Genomic DNA, 17,086 nt, shown 5'->3' with positions numbered 1-17,086 from the left:
CTGATTACTTGGCGTCGCTGCGGTCGAGTGCGGTCCGCACGAGATCGGCGATGTTCATGCTCTTGATGTCCGGCAGGCTCCGGTCGGCCGCGGCTGCGGCGTCGTCGTCCGGGCCCGGGCCGGGGTCCGGGGCGGGGCCGGCGGCGGTGTCCGGCCCGGACAGCTCCAATAGGGAATCCAGCAGGCCGGCTGCGCGGATCCGGGCCAGCGGGATGCCCGCCAGCAGGTCGCGCAGGCGTGCGTCGTCGGCTTCCGCGGCCGGTGCCGCGCCGGCTTCCGGCCGGTCCGGTACGAGCCGGGTGAGCAGGTGGCCCGCCAGCGCCGCCGGGGTGGCGTAGTCGAAGATCATCGTGGAGGGGAGCCGCAGCCCGCTCACCGCGTTGAGCTTGTTGCGCAGTTCCACGGCGGCGAGCGAGTCGAAGCCCAGCTCGGTGAAGGCGCGCCTGGGTTCGACCGACGCCGCGCCGTCGTGGCCGAGCACGGCGGCGACTTCGGCGCGCACCGCCTCCAGGACCGCGTGGTCGTGGTCGGCGGCCGGCAGGGTCTCCAGCCGGCGGGCGAGCGGCGCCCCGCCGGCGTCCGCCGCGCCGCTCCCGCCGCTCGCCTCGCGCCGGGGCGGGGCGGCGACGAGGCCGTGCAGGACGGCCGGTACGTCGTCGGCCCGCCGGCGCAGCGCCGCGAGGTCCAGCTTGACGGGCACGAGCGTTGCGGCGCCGGTCAGCAGAGCGGCGTCGAGAAGAGCGAGCCCGTCGGCGGGGTCCAGGGCGCCGATGCCGGCCCGGGCGATGCGCTGCCGGTCCGCCTCGTCGAGCTGACCTCCCATGCCCCCGGGCTGGTCCCACAGGCCCCAGGCCAGGGAGACGGCGGGCAGGCCGGCGGCCCTGCGGTGGGCGGCGAGCGCGTCGAGGAACACGTTGGCGGCCGCGTAGTTGCCCTGGCCGGTGGCGTCCAGCGTGCCCGCCGCCGAGGAGAACAGGACGAAGTTCGCCAGGTCCTGCCCCTGGGTCAGCTCGTGCAGGTGCCACGCGGCGTCGGCCTTGGGCGCGAGCACCGCGTCGATCCGCGCGGGCGTCAGCGAGCCGATCAGGCCGTCGTCCAGGACGCCCGCGGTGTGCACCACGCTGCGGACGGGGTGCTCGGCGAGCAGGGCGGCGAGGGCGGCCCGGTCCGCGACGTCGCAGGCGACCACGCGGGCCTGCGCGCCGAGTCCGGCCAGCTCCTCCTGCAGCTGCCGCGCGCCCGGGGCCCCGGGGCCGCGGCGCCCGGCGAGGACCAGGCTGCGGACCCCGTGGCGCTGCACGAGGTGCCGGGCCACCAGCGCGCCGAGGCCTCCCGTGCCGCCCGTGATCAGCGTGGTGCCCCAGTCCGGGGCGGCGTCCGGCTCGCCGGGAGCGCCGTCCGCCGCAGCGGCCGGGGCCAGTCGCGGCACCAGCACCTCGCCGTCGCGCAGCACGACTTCGGGCTCCCCCGAGTCGAGGGCGGCGGCCAGCGCCGCCAGGGACGGCGGTTCGTCGCCGGTGGCGGCGAGGACGATCCGGCCCGGGTCCTCGGCCTGCGCCGCGCGGACCAGGCCGCCTACGGGGGCCCCGGCGAGTCCGGTCCCGCTCAGCACGACGAGCTTCGCCGCGGCGAACCGCTCGTCCGCCGCCCACTCCTGGAGGACGCCGAGCACACCGTGCAGGGCCGACCGTACGGCCGCGGGCACGTCGCCGGAGTCCGGCCGTACGGGCAGGAGGACCACGTCGGGCGCGGCGGCGGCGAGCGAGGCGAGGTCCGGGGAGGCGGGCAGGCCGAGCCCGAGGTCGTCGGTGCCCAGCACCGCGAACCGGCGGTCGCCACCGCTCCCGGCGGACGCCTGCGGCAGCGGCAGCGGCACCTGCTTCACGGCGAACAGTGCGTCGTGGCCCGCGGTCAGGCGCCCGGCGGCGACGGGCCGGGTCGCGTAGGACCCGATGGTCGCGAGCGGCCGGCCGGAGAGGTCCGCCAGCTCGATCCGTACCGTCCCGGCCGCCGCGCCGCTCTCGCCGGCGGTGCGGGAGAGCCGGACGCGGGCCGCCGAGGCGCCGCCGGCGTGCAGGGCGACGTCCTCCCAGGCGAAGGGGAGCCGCACCCGGCCGTCGTCCTGCGCGGTCCCGTCGTCGAAGAGCGAGGTGACGTGCAGGGCCGCGTCGAGGAGCGCGGGGTGCAGGCCGTAGGCGGCGGCCTCGGCCCCGGCCGGGGCGGGGAGCGCGAGTTCGGCGAAGAGCTCCTCGCCGCGGCGCCAGACGGCCCGGACGCCGCGGAAGACGGGCCCGTAGGCGAAGCCTTCGGCCTGCAGGCGGTCGTAGAGCCCGGCGGTGTCGACCGGGGCGGCGCCCGGCGGCGGCCACGCGGCGAGGGGCTGCGGCCGCGGTCCCTCCCGGTCGGTGAGGAGCGCGGTCGCGTTCCTGGTCCAGCCCGCGCCGGGCGCGGCGCCCTCGGGCCGCGAGAAGATCTCCGCCGTGCCGTCCTGGGCCACCACCTGGAGCTGTACGGCCCCGCGCTGCGGAATGACCAGGGGCGCTTCGAGGGTGAGCTCTTCCAGGACGGGGCGTCCCGTCAGGTCGCCGGCGCGGATCGCGAGGCCGACCAGCGCGGCCCCGGGCAGCAGCACGGTGCCGAGGACGGCGTGTTCGGCGAGCACGGGGTGGGTGGCGAGGGAGAGCCGCCCGGTCAGCATGACGCCGCCGGAGGCGGCCATCCGGATCTCCGCGCCGACCAGCGGGTGGTCGAGCGGGGTCTGGCCGAGCCCGCCCGCGTCGCCCTTGCGTGCGGGGACGTCGAGCCAGAAGCGCCGGTGCTGGAAGGCGTACGTGGGCAGGTCGACCGGCCTGCCGGTGCGGCCGCCGTGGAGCGCGGACCAGTCGACGCCGGCGCCGCGCGTGTGGACCCGGGCCAGGGCGCCGAGCAGTTCGCGCACCTCGGGCCGGTCCTTGCGGGCGACCGCGACGAACTCGGCGCCGTCGGTGCAGTCCCGGCCCATCGCGGCGAGCACCGCGTCGGGGCCCAGCTCCAGGAAGGTGGTGACGCCCTGCGCCTCCAGGGCGGCGACGGCGTCCGCGAAGCGCACGGTCTCGCGCACGTGCCGGACCCAGTACTGCGGGGAGCGCAGCTCCGCTCCGCCGGCCGGGCGGCCGGTCAGCGTCGAGACGAGGGGGATGACCGGGTCGGCGGCGGTGAGCCCGGCCATGACCTCGCCGAACTCCGCCAGCATGGCGTCCATGTGGTGCGAGTGGAAGGCGTGGGAGACCCGCAGCCGCTTGGGCCGGTCGAAGCCCTCCGCGAGGGCGAGGACCGCGTCGGCGTCACCGGACACCACGACCGAGCGCGGCCCGTTGACGGCGGCGATGCTCATCCGCTCGTCCAGCAGGGGCGCCACCTCGTCCTCCGCCGCCCGCACCGCGACCATCGCGCCGCCCTCGGGCAGCGCCTGCATCAGCCGGCCGCGCGCCGAGACGGCCGCCACCGCGTCCTCCAGCGACCAGACCCCCGCGACGTGCGCGGCCGCGAACTCGCCGACCGAGTGGCCCGCCAGCCGGTCCGGGCGCAGCCCGAAGGACTCCAGCAGGCGGAACAGCGCCACCTCCGTGGCGAACAGGGCGGCCTGCGTGCAGGCCGTCCGCTCCAGCAGCCCGGCGCGCTCGGAAGCGTCGCCGGGATCGCCGAACAGCACGTCGGTCAGCGGCCGTTCCAGCGACTTGTCCAGCAGGGCGGCGGCCCGGTCGAAGTGCTCGGCGAAGACGGGGAAGGCCTCGTACAGCTCACGGCCCATGCCGATCCGCTGCGAGCCCTGGCCGGAGAAGAGGAACGCGAGCCCGCCCTCGGTGACCGAGCCGGTGACCAGGCCCGGCGCGGACGTCCCCTGCGCGAGCGCGGCGAGGCCGGCCTCGGCCTCGCCGCGGTCGGCCGCCAGGATCACGGCGCGGTCCCGGTGCGCGGTGCGGGCCGTCGCCAGCGCGAGGCCCAGGTCGGCCACGTCGGTGCCGGTCAGGGGCAGCAGCCGCGCGGCCTGGTCGCGCAGGGCGGCGGTGCCGCGGGCCGAGACGGGCAGCGCCACGAGCGCGGGGGCCGGGGCCTGGCCGGGCCCGGTCTCCGCTTCGGGCACGGCCTCCTCGGCCGCGGGCTCCTCCAGGATCACGTGGGCGTTGGTGCCGCTGATGCCGAACGAGGACACCCCGGCCCGGCGCGGGCGGCCGTCGCGCTCCCACGGCCGGGCCTCGGTGAGCAGGTCCACCGCGCCGGCCGACCAGTCCACCTGCTCCGAGGGGGCGTCCACGTGCAGCGTCCGGGGCAGCACCCCGTGGCGCATCGCCATCACCATCTTGATCACACCCGCGACGCCGGCCGCCGCCTGGGTGTGCCCGATGTTCGACTTGATGGAGCCGAGCCGCAGCGGCCGGTCCGCCGGCCGCTCCTGCCCGTACGTGGCGAGCAGGGCCTGGGCCTCGATCGGGTCGCCGAGCGTGGTGCCGGTGCCGTGGGCCTCGACCGCGTCGACGTCGGCGGCGGTCAGCCCCGCGCCGGACAGGGCGGCGCGGATCACCCGCTGCTGGGACGGGCCGTTGGGAGCGGTCAGGCCGTTGGAGGCGCCGTCGGAGTTGATCGCGCTGCCCCTGAGGACGGCCAGGACGCGGTGGCCGTTGCGGCGGGCGTCGGAGAGCCGCTCCACCACCAGGACGCCGACGCCCTCGCCCCAGCCGGTGCCGTCGGCCGCGGCCGCGAAGGACTTGCAGCGGCCGTCGGCGGCCAGGCCGCGCTGCCGGCTGAAGTCCACGAACGTGTCGGGGGTCGACATCACGGTCACGCCTCCGGCCAGGGCCAGGGAGCACTCGCCCTGCCGCAGGGCCTGCGCCGCGAGGTGCAGGGTGACCAGCGAGGACGAGCAGGCCGTGTCGACGGTGACGGCCGGTCCCTCCAGGCCGAGCGCGTAGGCGACCCGGCCGGAGACGACGCTGCCGAGGTTGCCGTTGCCGAAGTACGCGGCGACGTCCTCGGGCACGTCCGTCAGCCAGGTGCCGTAGTCGTGGTACATGACGCCGGCGAACACGCCGGTGCGCGAGCCGCGGACGGCCGCGGGGTCGATGCCGGCCCGTTCGAGGGCCTCCCAGGAGACCTCCAGCAGCAGCCGCTGCTGGGGGTCCATGGCGACGGCCTCGCGCGGGCTGATGCCGAAGAAGTCGGCGTCGAAGTCGGCGGCGTCGTAGAGGAAGCCGCCCTCGCGGGCGTACGTCTTCCCGGGCGTGCCCGGCTCGGGGTCGTAGAGCGCGTCGGCGTCCCAGCCGCGGTCCCCGGGGAAGGCCGCGATGCCGTCGACGCCGTCGGCCACCAGCTGCCACAGCTCCTCGGGCGAGCGCACGCCGCCGGGGTAGCGGCAGCTCATGCCGACGATGGCGATGGGCTCGTCCGCTGCGGCGGGGAGCTCGGTGGGCTGCGGCAGGGTCTCCTGTGCGGTGCCGAAGAGGGTGTCGCGGATGTGACCGGCCAGGATCTGCGGGGTGGGGTGGTCGAAGACGAGGGTGGCGGGCAGGCGCAGCCCGGTCGCCGTGTTCAGCCGGTTGCGGAGCTCGACCGCCGCCAGCGAGTCGAAGCCTGTCTCGGTGAAGGCCCTGGCCGGGTCGACGGCGGCGGCGCCGTCGTGCCGCAGGACGGCCGCGACCTCGGTGCGGACGAGCTCCAGCAGCGTGCGGTCCCGCTCGGCGGCCGGCAGTGCGGCCAGTGCGCCGCCGGCGGTGGGCGGGGCCGGTGCCTGTGCCGCGGCGGCCCGCCGTGCGAGGGGGCGTACCAGCCCGCTGAGCAGCGGGGGTATGCCGCCGGGCCGGGCCCGTACGGCGGCGGCGTCGATCTCGGCGGGGACGAGGCGGGGTTCGCCGGAGCGGACGGCGGCGTCGAACAGGCGCAGGGACCGCTCGGCGCTCAGCCCCGGCAGCCCGTACTGCGCGATGCGCGCCAGTGCCGTCGCGTCGAGGTCCGCGCCCATCCCGGCGTCGGTGGCCCACAGGCCCCACGACAGTGCGGTGACGGGCAGTCCGAGGGAGGCGCGGTGGTCGGCGAGGACGTCGAGGAAGGCGTTGGCCGCCGCGTAGTTGCCCTGTCCGGCGCCGTCGAGGACGGCGGCCAGGGAGGAGAAGAGGACGAACGCCTTCAGGTCCCGGCCGCGGGTGAGCTCGTGCAGGTGCCAGGCCCCCTCGGCCTTGGCCCGGAACACCTCGGCGAGCAGCTCGCCGGTGAGCGAGCCGATCACGCCGTCGTGCACGGTGCCCGCGGCGTGGACGACCGAGTCGACCGGGTGGGCGGCGAGGAGCCGCTCGACGGCCGTGCGGTCGCCCATGTCGCAGGCCACGGCGGTCACGTCGGCGCCCAGCGCGGCGAGTTCGGCCTCCAGCGCGGGCGCGGAGCCCCTCCTGCCGGCCAGCACCAGGCTGCGGACGCCGTGGGTGCGCACCAGGTGCCGGGCCAGGATGCCGCCGAGGCCGCCCGTGCCGCCGGTGATCAGTACGGTGCCCCAGTCAGGTGCCGCGCTCCGCGCGGGCTGCACGGCGGTCAGCCGGGGGACGTGCAGTTCCCCGCCGGAGAGGGTGAGTTCGGGCTCCCCGGTGGCGAGGGCGGCGCTCAGGTCCGCGTCGGAGGGTGCGATGTGCGGGCCGTCGTGCTCCAGCAGGACGAAGCGGCCCGGGTTCTCCGCCTGGGCCGAGCGGACCAGGCCGCGGACGGGTGCGTGGGCCGGTCCCGCGGAGGTGACGACGACCAGGCGCGCGGCGGCGCAGCGGTCGTCGGACAGCCAGGCCTGCAGGGCGCGCAGGGCTTCTCCCGCGGCGGCCAACCCCGCGGTCGCGAAGTCACCGTCGTGGTCCCCGGCCCGGTGGACGACCGCGTCCGGCACCGGCCCGGCCCACGTGCCGTCCAGCACGTCGCCGAGCGCGGCCGTGCTCAGCGGCGGTGCCTGCGCGGGCCGGGCCGCGGGCACCGGCCGTATCGCGTAGAGCGGTTCGGCGTCCGGCACCGGGCGCGAGGTCAGGCCGCCGATCGTGGCGACGGGGGCCCCGGTGGCGTCGGCGAGCCGGAGGGAGAGCGTGTCCTTGCCGTCGCGGGAGATCCGGACCCGTACCGCCGAAGCGCCAGTCGCGTGCAGGCGGACGTCGCTCCAGGCGAAGGGGACGAGCACCTCCGGGCGGGCCTGCTCCCCGAGGTCGGCGGCGTGCAGGGCCGCGTCGAGCAGGGCGGGGTGCAGTCCGAAGCCGGGCGCGTCCGCCGCCGTGGCCGGGTCCAGGGCGACCTCGGCGCAGATGTCGTCACCGTGCCGCCAGGCGGCGCGCAGGCCCTGGAAGGCCGGGCCGTATCCGTAGCCCTGGGCGGCCAGGTCCGCGTAGACGCCGTCGAGGCCGAGGGGTTCGGCGCCTGCCGGCGGCCAGGTGGCGAGGGGGGCCTCGGGCGGCGCGGCGGTGGCGGCGAGGACGCCGGTGGCGTGCCGGGTCCACGCGCCGGGCTCCGCCCCGTCGGGCCGGGAGTGGACGGTCAGCGGGTGGCGCCCCGACGCGTCGGGCGCGCCGACGGCGACCTGCACCGCCACTCCCCCGTCGGCGGGCAGCTCCAGCGGTGCGCCGAGGGTCAGCTCCTCCAGGGTGCCCGCGCCGACGTGGTCGCCCGCGCGCAGGGCCAGTTCCACGAACGCCGTGCCGGGGAGGAGCACGCGGCCGGAGATGGCGTGGTCGGCCAGCCAGGGGTGCGTACGGAGCGAGAGGCGGCCGGTCAGCACCGCTTCGTCGGCGCCGACGGCGACGACGGCGCCCAGCAGCGGGTGGCCGGCGGGAAGCTGTCCGAGGCCGGTGGCGTCCGCACCGGCCGAACCCGGCTCCAGCCAGAACCGCTTGCGCTGGAAGCGGTAGGTGGGCAGGTCGATGCGCCGGCCGCCGCGGCCGGCGTGGAAGCGCGCCCAGTCGACGGGCACGCCGCGGGCGTGGGCCAGGGCGAGGGCGGACACGGCCTCGTGCTCCTCGGGCCGGTCGCGGCGCAGCAGCGGGGTGAAGGCGAGGCCGGTGCCCTCGGCGCACTCCTCGCCCATCGCGCTGAGCACGCCGTCGGGGCCGAGCTCCAGGAAGGTGCGGACCCCGGCTTCCTCCAGGCCGCGCACGGCGTCGTGGAAGCGCACCCGGGCGCGGACGTGTTCGACCCAGTGGTCGGGGCCGCACAGTTCGCCGGTGGTGAGGGCGCCGGTGACCGTCGAGACGACGGGGATCCGCGGCGTCGCGTAGGTCAGCACCTGGGCGACGCGGCGGAACTCCGCCAGCACCGGTTCCATCAGCGGCGAGTGGAAGGCGTGGCTGACCTGCAGGCGCTTGGTGCCGTGGCCGCGCCCGGCCAGGATTTCGGCGATGCGGGCGACCTCGTCCCCGTCGCCGGATATCACCACGGAGGCGGGGCCGTTGACGGCGGCTATGCCCGTGCGCGGGGTGAGCAGGGGCGTCACGTCGGCTTCGGCTGCCTGCACCGCGACCATGGCGCCGCCGGCGGGGAGTTCCTGCATGAGGCGGCCGCGTGCGGCCACGAGGATCGCCGCGTCCTCCAGTGTCAGCACGCCGGCGACGTGGGCGGCGGCGATCTCGCCGACCGAGTGCCCGGCGAGGTAGTCGGGCCGCACGCCCCAGCTCTCCAGGAGACGGAACAGCGCGACCTCGACGGCGAAGAGGGCGGGCTGGGCGTATTCCGTGTCGTGCAGCCGCGCGGCCTCCGGCGTGCCCGCCTCCGCGAACAGCACGTCGCTCAGGGGCGGTTGGAGCTGCATGTCGAGGTAGGCGCAGGCCTCGTCGAGCGCGTCGGCGTAGGCCGGGAAGGCCCCGGCCAGGCCGCGTCCCATCGCGAGGCGCTGGCTGCCCTGGCCGGTGAAGAGGAACGCGAGCCCGCCGGGCCCGGCCACGCCGGTGGGGGCGGTGCCGGAGGCGAGGTCCGCCAGGGCGTCCTGCAGTTCGCCGCGGTCGGCGGTGACGATGGCGGCGCGGTGCGGGAGGGCGGCGCGCGTGGTGGCCAGGGAGAGGGCGATGTCGGCCAGGGGCGCCTCGGCGGCCAGGGGCAGCAGCGCGGACGCCTGGGCGCGCAGGGCCTGTTCGCCGCGGGCCGACAGGAGGAAGGGCAGCACGCCGGGGGTGTCCTCGTCCGCGGGCGCGGGGCCGGCCGGCTCCGCGTCCGCCGTGTCCTCTTCAGGGTGTTCGACGATGAGGTGCGCGTTGGTGCCGCTGACGCCGAACGACGAGATGCCGGCGCGGCGGGGGCGGCCCGTCTCGGGCCAGGGCCGGTCCTCGGTGAGCAGTTCGACGGCCCCCGACGCCCAGTCGATGTGCGGGCTGGGCGCGTCGACGTGCAGGGTGCGCGGCAGGTGGCCGTGGCGCATGGCCAGGACCATCTTGATCACTCCGGCGACGCCGGCGGCGCCCTGGGTGTGGCCCAGGTTCGACTTCACCGAGCCGAGCAGCAGCGGTGCGCCGCCGTCCCGCTCCTGCCCGTAGGTCGCGAGGAGCGCGTGGGCCTCGATGGGGTCGCCGAGGGTGGTGCCGGTGCCGTGCGCGTCGACGGCGTCGACCTCGGCCGCGGTCAGCCCGGAGTTGGCCAGGGCCTGGCGGATGAGGCGCTGCTGGGCGGCGCCGCTGGGCGCGGTGAGGCCGTTGCTGGCGCCGTCCTGGTTGACGGCCGAGCCGCGGACGACGGCGAGCACGCGGTGGCCGTTGCGCCGGGCGTCGGAGAGCCGTTCGAGGACGAGGACGCCGGCGCCCTCGGCGAATCCGGTGCCGTCGGCCGCGGCCGCGAAGGCCTTGCACCGGCCGTCGCGCGCCAGTCCGCGCTGGCGGCTGAACGCGGTGAAGACGCCGGGTCCGCCCATCACGGCGACGCCGCCGGCGAGCGCCAGCGAGGACTCGCCCTGCCGCAGGGACTGGCAGGCCAGGTGGATGGCCACGAGGGAGGCCGAGCAGGCGGTGTCGACGGTGACGGCCGGCCCCTCCGTGCCCAGGACGTAGGCGACGCGGCCGGAGATGACGCTCGGCGCGTTACCGGTCAGCAGGTAGGCATCGAGGCCGTCGGGCGCGTCGTGCAGGCGCGGGCCGTACTCCTGCACCTCGGCGCCGAAGAACATGCCGGCCGCGCTGCCGCGCAGGCCCGTCGGGTCGATGCCGGCGCGCTCCAGCGCCTCCCACGAGGTCTCCAGCACCAGCCGCTGCTGGGGGTCCATCGCCGGGGCCTCGCGCGGGCTGATCCCGAAGAAGTCGGCGTCGAACCCGGTGGCGGTGTCCAGGAACCCGCCGGCGCGCACGTAGCTGCGGCCCGGCGCCTCGGGGTCGTCGTCGAAGAGGTTCTCCAGGTCCCAGCCGCGGTCCTCGGGGAAGCCGGACAGCACCTCGCCGCCGTCGGCCAGCAGCCGCCACAGCTCCTCCGGCGAGTCGATCCCGCCCGGGAAGCGGCAGCCGATCCCCACGACGGCGACGGGCTCGCCGGCGGGCCCGGCCGCGGCGGCCGCGGGGACCGGCGCGGGCCGGGCCGCGGCGTCGCCCAGGGCCCCGGCCAGCAGCCGGTCGGCGAGGGCGACGGGGGTGGGGTGCTCGTAGACGAGCGTGACCGGCAGGTCGAGGCCGGTCTCCGCGCTCAGCCTGCGGTGCAGGTCGACCGCCGCCAGCGAGTCGAAGCCCAGCCCGGCGAAGGGCAGCGTGAGGTCCAGGGTTCCGGGGGCGTCGGGCCGGGCCGACCGCAGTGCCGCCGACGCGTGGGCGTGCACGAGGTCGAGGACCACCCTGCGGTGTTCCGACGGCGCGGTGGCGGCCAGCAGCCGGGCCAGTGCTGAATCGGAACTGGACTCGTTCATCCGCGCATCTCCACTTTCGGCCGAAACCGTTTTCCCGTTGACGGTAGTGAGACCCCGGCAGGGGCCACACCCTTACGCACCCCTAGGACGTGTGCGCCCCGGGCCGATCACTCCCCTGCCCGGCGCGCCGGACACCTGCTCGTGGTCGAACTTCCGGCGCACATACGAGAGGGAATCCAGCAGATCGCCGGAGGTGACGGTGCGGGACCCGCGCGTCTCCACCACGCCGGACAGCGGCAGCCTGCCGGTGTCCGCCCAGCGGAGCCGTCCTTTCCCGTCGATGTAACTCCTGCTGCGCCCCATGTTGTCGGGGTGCAGGCAATAGGGGATGTCGAGATATCCCCTGCGGAATGCCAGCAGCATGGCCTCGCCGGGATCGGACGCCATATTGAGTACGGCGGACACTAGAGCGGCGGCTTCCGCATACGTCTGTGAATCGGCGCCCGCGCTTTCGGCGGCGACGGGCCGCGGGGTCCTCGCCGCGGTGGCGGCCGCGAATTCGAGCGCGCTGACGTTCTCCGCGACCGTCGGAATCCGTACGGATTCGGCGACGGTCTTCACGATCAGGCGTTCGGAGCCGGTTACGGCGGCGAGCTCCGCCGCCTTGCCCAGCAGCCGGTAGGCGCCGTCCGGCGAGGCGGGGTAGACGCCCATGTAGGCGTAGATGACGACGTGCCAGTCGGTGTCGGGCAGCAGCTCCGCACACAGCCGGCGCAGCGCCGCGACGGCTTCGGCGTCCTGCGCCGGGCTCGTCTGCTGGGCGTAGCTGACGGAGATGCTGCGCAGGCCGTGCCGGTGGAAGAACAGGGCTTCCAGCACGCTGATCGCGACCAGCTGGCTGGGCGGGCAGAGCTGTCCGAGCATGCACCCGCCGAACGTCTCCAGGTGCGGTTCCAGGCCCGTCTCGCGCAGCCGGACGAACAGCTCGCAGGAGCGCGCCCAGTTGTCCACGGACTGCCGGAGCGGTATGCGCCCGTAGGGCAGGCAGTACGAGACGGGCCCGCCCTCGGAGGCGTCGAGTCCGACGGTCATCAGCGCCCGGAAGATGTCGACGGGGTCGGCGGAGCCGTGCCGGACCTGGACGGGGAAGTCCGGTCCGTGGGAGCCCTCCAGGACCCACCGCGTGGTGGCCGGGTCGTGGTTGACGATCGGGTAGCCGTTGAGCGACTCGCCCTCCAGGAGGGCGAGTCCGGCGGACTCCAGGTCCCGGACGCGGGTGTAGCTGTCCAGGGTGATGGTGCCGACCGTCCGCCCGTTCGCCGCCCTGGTCGCCCGCAGGCCGGCGCGCATCCGTCCGGGTTCGCTCATGCCCATCCTGGGCTGCACGACGAGTTCGCCGCCGGCGTGGGCCCGGCGGACGAACGCGCCGAACCCGGTCACGCCAGTGCCCGCTGCGGGAGCGCGTCGAGCAGCCGCCGGAAGGAGGCGATCCCCTCGGCGCCGTCGTCGAAGACGGCGTCGTACCCGGCGGTGACCAGGGCGCCGAGCTGCTCGGCGCTCCGGACCCCGGCGATCCCCAGCTTGCCGCCGATGACCGCCGGCACGGCGCTCAGCCCGGGCTGCCGGCGCAGCCGGCTGATCAGCCGCATGCCGTCCCGGTAGCCGTGGCCGTTGACGCTGCTCACCACGAGCAGCGCGGGCCGGCGGGCGAGGCACTCGGCGACGACCAGCTCCTCGGGCGCGCAGGGGCCGAGGTTGACGACGCCGAAGCCGAGCTCCTCCAGCAGCAGTTGCAGGAAGACCAGGTTCCAGGTGTGCGAGTCGGAGGTCACGCCCGTGACGACGACGGTGGCGTCCCGCCGGGCGGGGGCCCGGTCCCCGGCGGGCTCCGCGCCCGCACCCCTCCCCGTCGTGGCCGGGCTGCTCATCGCTCCCCCTGCCCGTACGCGTACGCGCGGGTGTGCTCGATCCGGGAGGCCGAGACGACGTCGCCGCCGCGCACGACGATCTCGACCGGGGCCGGTCTGCCCAGGAACATCAGCAGGCTGGCGGTGGGTCCGTAGGCGCCGGCGTTGGGGACGGCGACGACGTCCCCGGGCGCGAGCGCCGGCAGCGGGATGTCACGGCCGAGGACGTCCCCGGGGGTGCACAGCGGGCCGACGAGGCTGGCGACCTGGTCGGCCGGCTCCTGCGGCCCGTGGAGCTCGACGGACACCGGCAGGATCCGCCCGAGGCCGGACATGCCGCCGAAGGTGTTGATGCCGCCGTCCAGGATCGCGAAGCGCCGGCCGCGGCTCTCCTTGAGGTTGACCACCCCGGCCAGCAGCGTGCCGCTGTCGCCTACGAGGTGACGCCCGGACTCGAAGGCGATGCGCGGGGCGCCCTCGCGCCACCCGGGGAAGTGCGCGTCCAGCGTCTCCGCCAGGGCCGCGCGCAGCTCGCCGTACACCGGCCGGTCGCCGGTCACGGCGTACGGGGCCGCGAAGCCGCCGCCGATGTCCACGAACCGGAACCGCACGCCCAGCTCGTCCTGCAGCCCGGCGGCCACCGCGATGGTGTGGCGGAACTCGGCGATCAGGCTCGCCTCGTCCTTGGCGTTGCTGAGCGGGAAGAAGTGGGCGCCCGCGACCCGGGTCCCGGGCACGGCCGTCAGCTCGTCCCGGAGGGCGGGCAGCGTCTCGCTGTCGAAGCCGAACTGGGAGGGGACGCCGGTCATCCGGATGCTGGTCGAGGCGCTCGCGGAGGCGCTGTTGACCCGCAGCAGGCAGTCGGCGACGACGCCGAGCCGGCCGGCGGTCTCCCCGACGCGCCGCAGGTCGCCGAGGGACTCGACGGAGAACAGCCGCACGCCCTCCTTCAGCGCCTCGGTCAGTTCGCCCTCGGTCTTGCCGGGCCCGGTGTAGAGGACGTCCGCCGCGGAGGCCCCCGCGGCGAGCACGGCGGCGAGCTCGCCGACGGAGCTGATCTCCGCCCGGCAGCCGCGCCCGGTGCCGGCGCACATCTCGCGGACGAGCTCCGGGTGCGGGTTCGCCTTGACGGCGTAGAAGAGGTGGGCCTCCTCGGGCAGGGCGGCGAAGAGGTCGCGCTTCGCCGCCGCGACGCGGTCGAGGTCGTAGACGTAGGCGGGCGTGCCGAAACGCTCGGCGAGCTCGGTGTAGCCGGTCACCGGTCGTTCCCTTCGAACAGCAGGGCGAGCTGCTTGCGCTCGTGCTTTCCGTGCAGAGTGAGGGGCAGGTCCTCGACGACCCTGCAGAGGCCGGGGACCTTGGCGGGCTCCAGCCGGCGGGCCAGCTCGCGCAGGACGGTGTGCGAGGCCACGTCGCCCTCGACGCACACCGCGAGGTCGCGGTCCCCGGCAGGCGGCAGGACGGCCGCGGCGCGGACGCCGGGGATGTCCATGGTGGCGGCCTCGATCTCGGTGGTGCTCATGCGCACGCCCTTGCGCTTGAACACGTCGTCGCGGCGGCCCTCGTAGTAGAGGAAGCCGTCCTCGTCCACGTGCCCGTAGTCGCCGGTGTGCAGCCGCCGGGCACCGGTGACCGGGTTCTCCCGGAACGTGCGGGCGGTGAGCTCCGGCGCGCGCCAGTACCCGGGCATCACGTGCGGGCCCTCCACCACGATCTCGCCCGTCTCCCCCGTGGGCAGTTCGGCCCCGTCCTCGCCGAGGACGAGCACCGTCGTGCCCGGCAGGGGCCGGCCGACCGACTCGCGCTTGCCGTCCTCGAACTCGGGCGGCAGGACGGAGATGCGCTTGCACTCGGTCTGGCCGAACTGGCGGATCACCTCGGCACCGGGGAACGCCGCGCGCAGCGCGTCGGCCGTCGGCCTGGGCAGCGCGGCCCCGGTGTTGGTGAACATCCGCACCCGGGAGATCCCCTCCGGCGCGGGCTCGCGCTCGGCCAGGGTCAGGATCATGGTGGCGAGGGACGGCACGATGGGCACCACCGTCGCCCCCGACTCCCGGATCCGCTTGAGCAGCACCAGGTCCGACTCGCCGTCGGCGAGCACCAGTTCGGAGCGGCCGAGGGCGGCCAGGAGGATCTTGTACAGCCCGTAGTCCCAGGAGATCGGGAAGCGGCAGAACACCACGTCGTCGGGGCGGTAGCCGAGTTCGAGGTGGATCGCGTGCGAGGCGAAGAGCATGGGCCCGTGCGGGCAGATGACCGCCTTCGGCGCGGCGGTGCTGCCGGAGGTGTACACCAGCGCCGCGATGTCCTCGGCGGACACCTCCACCGGGGCCGAGGCCCGTGCCCCCTTCTCGTGCAGGGCGGCGACCCCGCTCCAGAACTCCCCCATCCCGACGACCGGGGCCGGGGAGAACTCCGTGATCCGCGCCGCGGCGGCGTCGGCCGCGATCACCAGCCCGGGCTCGGCGTTGGCGAGCACCGAGCGGAGGTGGAAGTCCTTCATCCCCGGGTTCAGCGACACGAACACCGCGCCGCGCCGCGAGGTCCCGTAGAACAGGGCGACCAGTTCGCGGGTGCTGGGCACCTGCACGAGCACCCGGTCGCCGCGGCCGATGCCGCGGGCTTCCAGCCAGGCGTCGACCGCGTGGCTGTACGCGGCGAGCTCCCGGTACGTCCAGCGCCCGGCTCCGTCGCCGACCGCCGCGGCGCCGGGAGCGGTGTCCGCCGTGGCCTCGTCCAGCAGCGCGTGGACGAGCGCGGGCGGACGGGTATCCGATGTCGAATTACGGTTCACTGCGCCCCGTATGACCTTTCATGAGAGCCCTCCTGCACGGTGCGGGCGGCCGGCTCAGCCGGCTGCGGGCGCGGCCCGGAGGGCGAGCTTCTTGCGGTCGATCTTCCGGTTCGGGTTCAGCGGGAATTCCGCCAGGTGCACGTACTTCTTCGGGACGATCGCCAGGGGCAGCACGCTCCGCAGCTCGCGGGCCAGCTGCACCTGCGGCACGGCGGATCCGGTGTAGAAGACCACCAGTTCGCAGGTGTGGCCCGCCGCGACCGCCACGGTGACGGCGTCCTCCACGCCGGCGCAGGTGCGCACGGCGGCGTCCACCTCGGCCAGCTCCACGCGCACGCCGTGCACCTGGACCTGGGAGTCCTGCCGCCCCAGGTAGAGCAGTTCGCCGTCGTCCGCGCGGCGGACGCGGTCGCCGGTGCGGTACCAGCGCCGGCCGTCCCGGTGGAAGAAGCGGCCGGTGTCGTCGGAGGGGTCGAGGTAGCCGGGCGTCAGCTGGGGCCCGGCGATGCACAGCTCCCCTTCGTCGGTGTGCTCGGCGCCGTCCGGGCCGAGCAGCAGCACGCCGTGCCCGGCGTGCACCGCGCCGATCGGCACGACGCCGTGCAGCCCGCGCCCGGCGGACCACCGGTGGGCGGAGACCGTGATGGTCAGCTCGGTCGGCCCGTAGAGGTTCTCCACGAACGCGCCCGGTGCCGCCGCCTGCCAGTCCTCGGCGTCCTGGCAGTTCAGCGCCTCCCCCGCGAAGAAACTCCACCGCAGGGACGGCATCGCCCCCGGCCGCAGGCCGCCCGTGCGCCGGATCAGGGCGATGGCGCTGGGCGTGGAGAACCAGACGGTCAGCCCTTCCGCGGCGGCGAACGCCGGCATGTCCCGGAACGCCTGCGGCGGCGGAACGGTCAGGGTCGCACCGGCCCCCCAGGCACAGAACAGGTCGAACATCCCGCAGTCGAAGTTGAGGTCGAAGTTCTGCGAGAAGACGTCCCCGGGCCCGAAGTCGTAGCGCTCGTCGAGCAGGCCGAAGTAGTGCGCGGTGTTGGCGTGCGTGACCGGCACGCCCTTCGGCCTGCCGGTCGAGCCCGAGGTGAACAGGACGTACGCCACGTCCGCCGCCCGCACCGGCCGCGGCGAGGCCAGGGCGGCGGCCGGGTCGTACGGCACGGCCGGCATCGGCTGCCCGCCGGGGCGGAAGAGCACCGGCAGGTCGGTGCCGGCCTCCCGCAGCGCCGTGAGCGCGGGCAGCGCGTCGTCGTCCGCGATCAGTGCGCCGACGCCGCTCGCCTCGATCATCTGCCGGGTGCGCAGCGCGGGGAAGGCGGGCTGCAGCGGGACGGTGGTGATCCCCGTGTACAGGCCGGCGAGGACCGCCGGGTACGCGGAGAGCCCCTTGCCCGCCAGCACGCCGATCGCCTGCGGCCGCTCCGGCAGCCCCGACAGCAGCGAGCCCGCCAGCGCCAGCGCGCGCTCGTGCAGCTCCCGGTAGGTCAGCGCGGCTTTGCCGGCCCGGACCGCGGGGCGGTCCGGCGACAAGGCCAGGCCGCGCAGAAAGCGGCCGGGCAGTACGGCGTCCATGGTGTCGTCCATCGT

6 protein-coding genes are annotated in these 17,086 nt (G+C 75.9%); all 6 read right to left on the bottom strand.

The features are described 5' to 3' along the window. Nucleotides 1-4: 4 nt before the first annotated feature. The 6 genes from NQU55_RS01540 to NQU55_RS01515 all read right to left on the bottom strand — a co-directional run bounded on the left by NQU55_RS01540 (nucleotide 5) and on the right by NQU55_RS01515 (nucleotide 17,083). On the bottom strand, nucleotides 5-10,861 hold the full coding sequence (locus tag NQU55_RS01540; protein ID WP_168091469.1) for a type I polyketide synthase: 10,857 nt from the start codon (nucleotides 10,859-10,861) through the stop codon (nucleotides 5-7). A 72-nt stretch (nucleotides 10,862-10,933) separates the two neighbouring features. Next, nucleotides 10,934-12,241 (bottom strand): methylaspartate mutase, encoded by a 1,308-nt coding sequence (locus NQU55_RS01535; protein WP_168091470.1) that lies wholly within the window; start codon nucleotides 12,239-12,241, stop codon nucleotides 10,934-10,936. Continuing rightward, nucleotides 12,238-12,729, bottom strand: a complete 492-nt coding sequence (locus NQU55_RS01530) for a cobalamin B12-binding domain-containing protein (RefSeq protein WP_168091471.1) — start codon at nucleotides 12,727-12,729, stop codon at nucleotides 12,238-12,240. Before NQU55_RS01530 ends, NQU55_RS01535 begins: the two co-directional genes overlap by 4 nt. Then, nucleotides 12,726-13,967, bottom strand: coding sequence for a type III PLP-dependent enzyme domain-containing protein (locus NQU55_RS01525; RefSeq protein WP_168091472.1), 1,242 nt, complete (start codon nucleotides 13,965-13,967; stop codon nucleotides 12,726-12,728). The genes NQU55_RS01530 and NQU55_RS01525 overlap by 4 nt, the downstream gene beginning before the upstream one ends. After that, complete coding sequence (locus NQU55_RS01520; RefSeq protein ID WP_256789468.1) at nucleotides 13,964-15,502, bottom strand: AMP-binding protein; 1,539 nt, start codon at nucleotides 15,500-15,502, stop codon at nucleotides 13,964-13,966. The genes NQU55_RS01525 and NQU55_RS01520 overlap by 4 nt, the downstream gene beginning before the upstream one ends. A 54-nt stretch (nucleotides 15,503-15,556) precedes the next feature. Further along, entirely contained in the window at nucleotides 15,557-17,083 is a 1,527-nt protein-coding gene (locus tag NQU55_RS01515) for an AMP-binding protein (protein WP_168091473.1), read from the bottom strand. Nucleotides 17,084-17,086: the final 3 nt, after the last annotated feature.

Origin of the sequence: Streptomyces telluris (genome assembly GCF_024519335.1) — a bacterium.
Taxonomy (GTDB): domain Bacteria; phylum Actinomycetota; class Actinomycetes; order Streptomycetales; family Streptomycetaceae; genus Streptomyces; species Streptomyces telluris.
The sequence above is the reverse complement of the archived record's forward strand: the minus strand, read 5'-3'. Positions and strand labels throughout refer to the sequence as shown.

Excerpts from the sequence above, each read along its gene's own strand:
- NQU55_RS01540 (WP_168091469.1), bottom strand. The coding sequence starts at position 10,861 with ATGAACGAGTCCAGTTCCGATTCAGCACTGGCCCGGCTGCTGGCCGCC.
- NQU55_RS01515 (WP_168091473.1), bottom strand. The coding sequence starts at position 17,083 with ATGGACGACACCATGGACGCCGTACTGCCCGGCCGCTTTCTGCGCGGC.
- NQU55_RS01530 (WP_168091471.1), bottom strand. The coding sequence starts at position 12,729 with ATGAGCAGCCCGGCCACGACGGGGAGGGGTGCGGGCGCGGAGCCCGCC.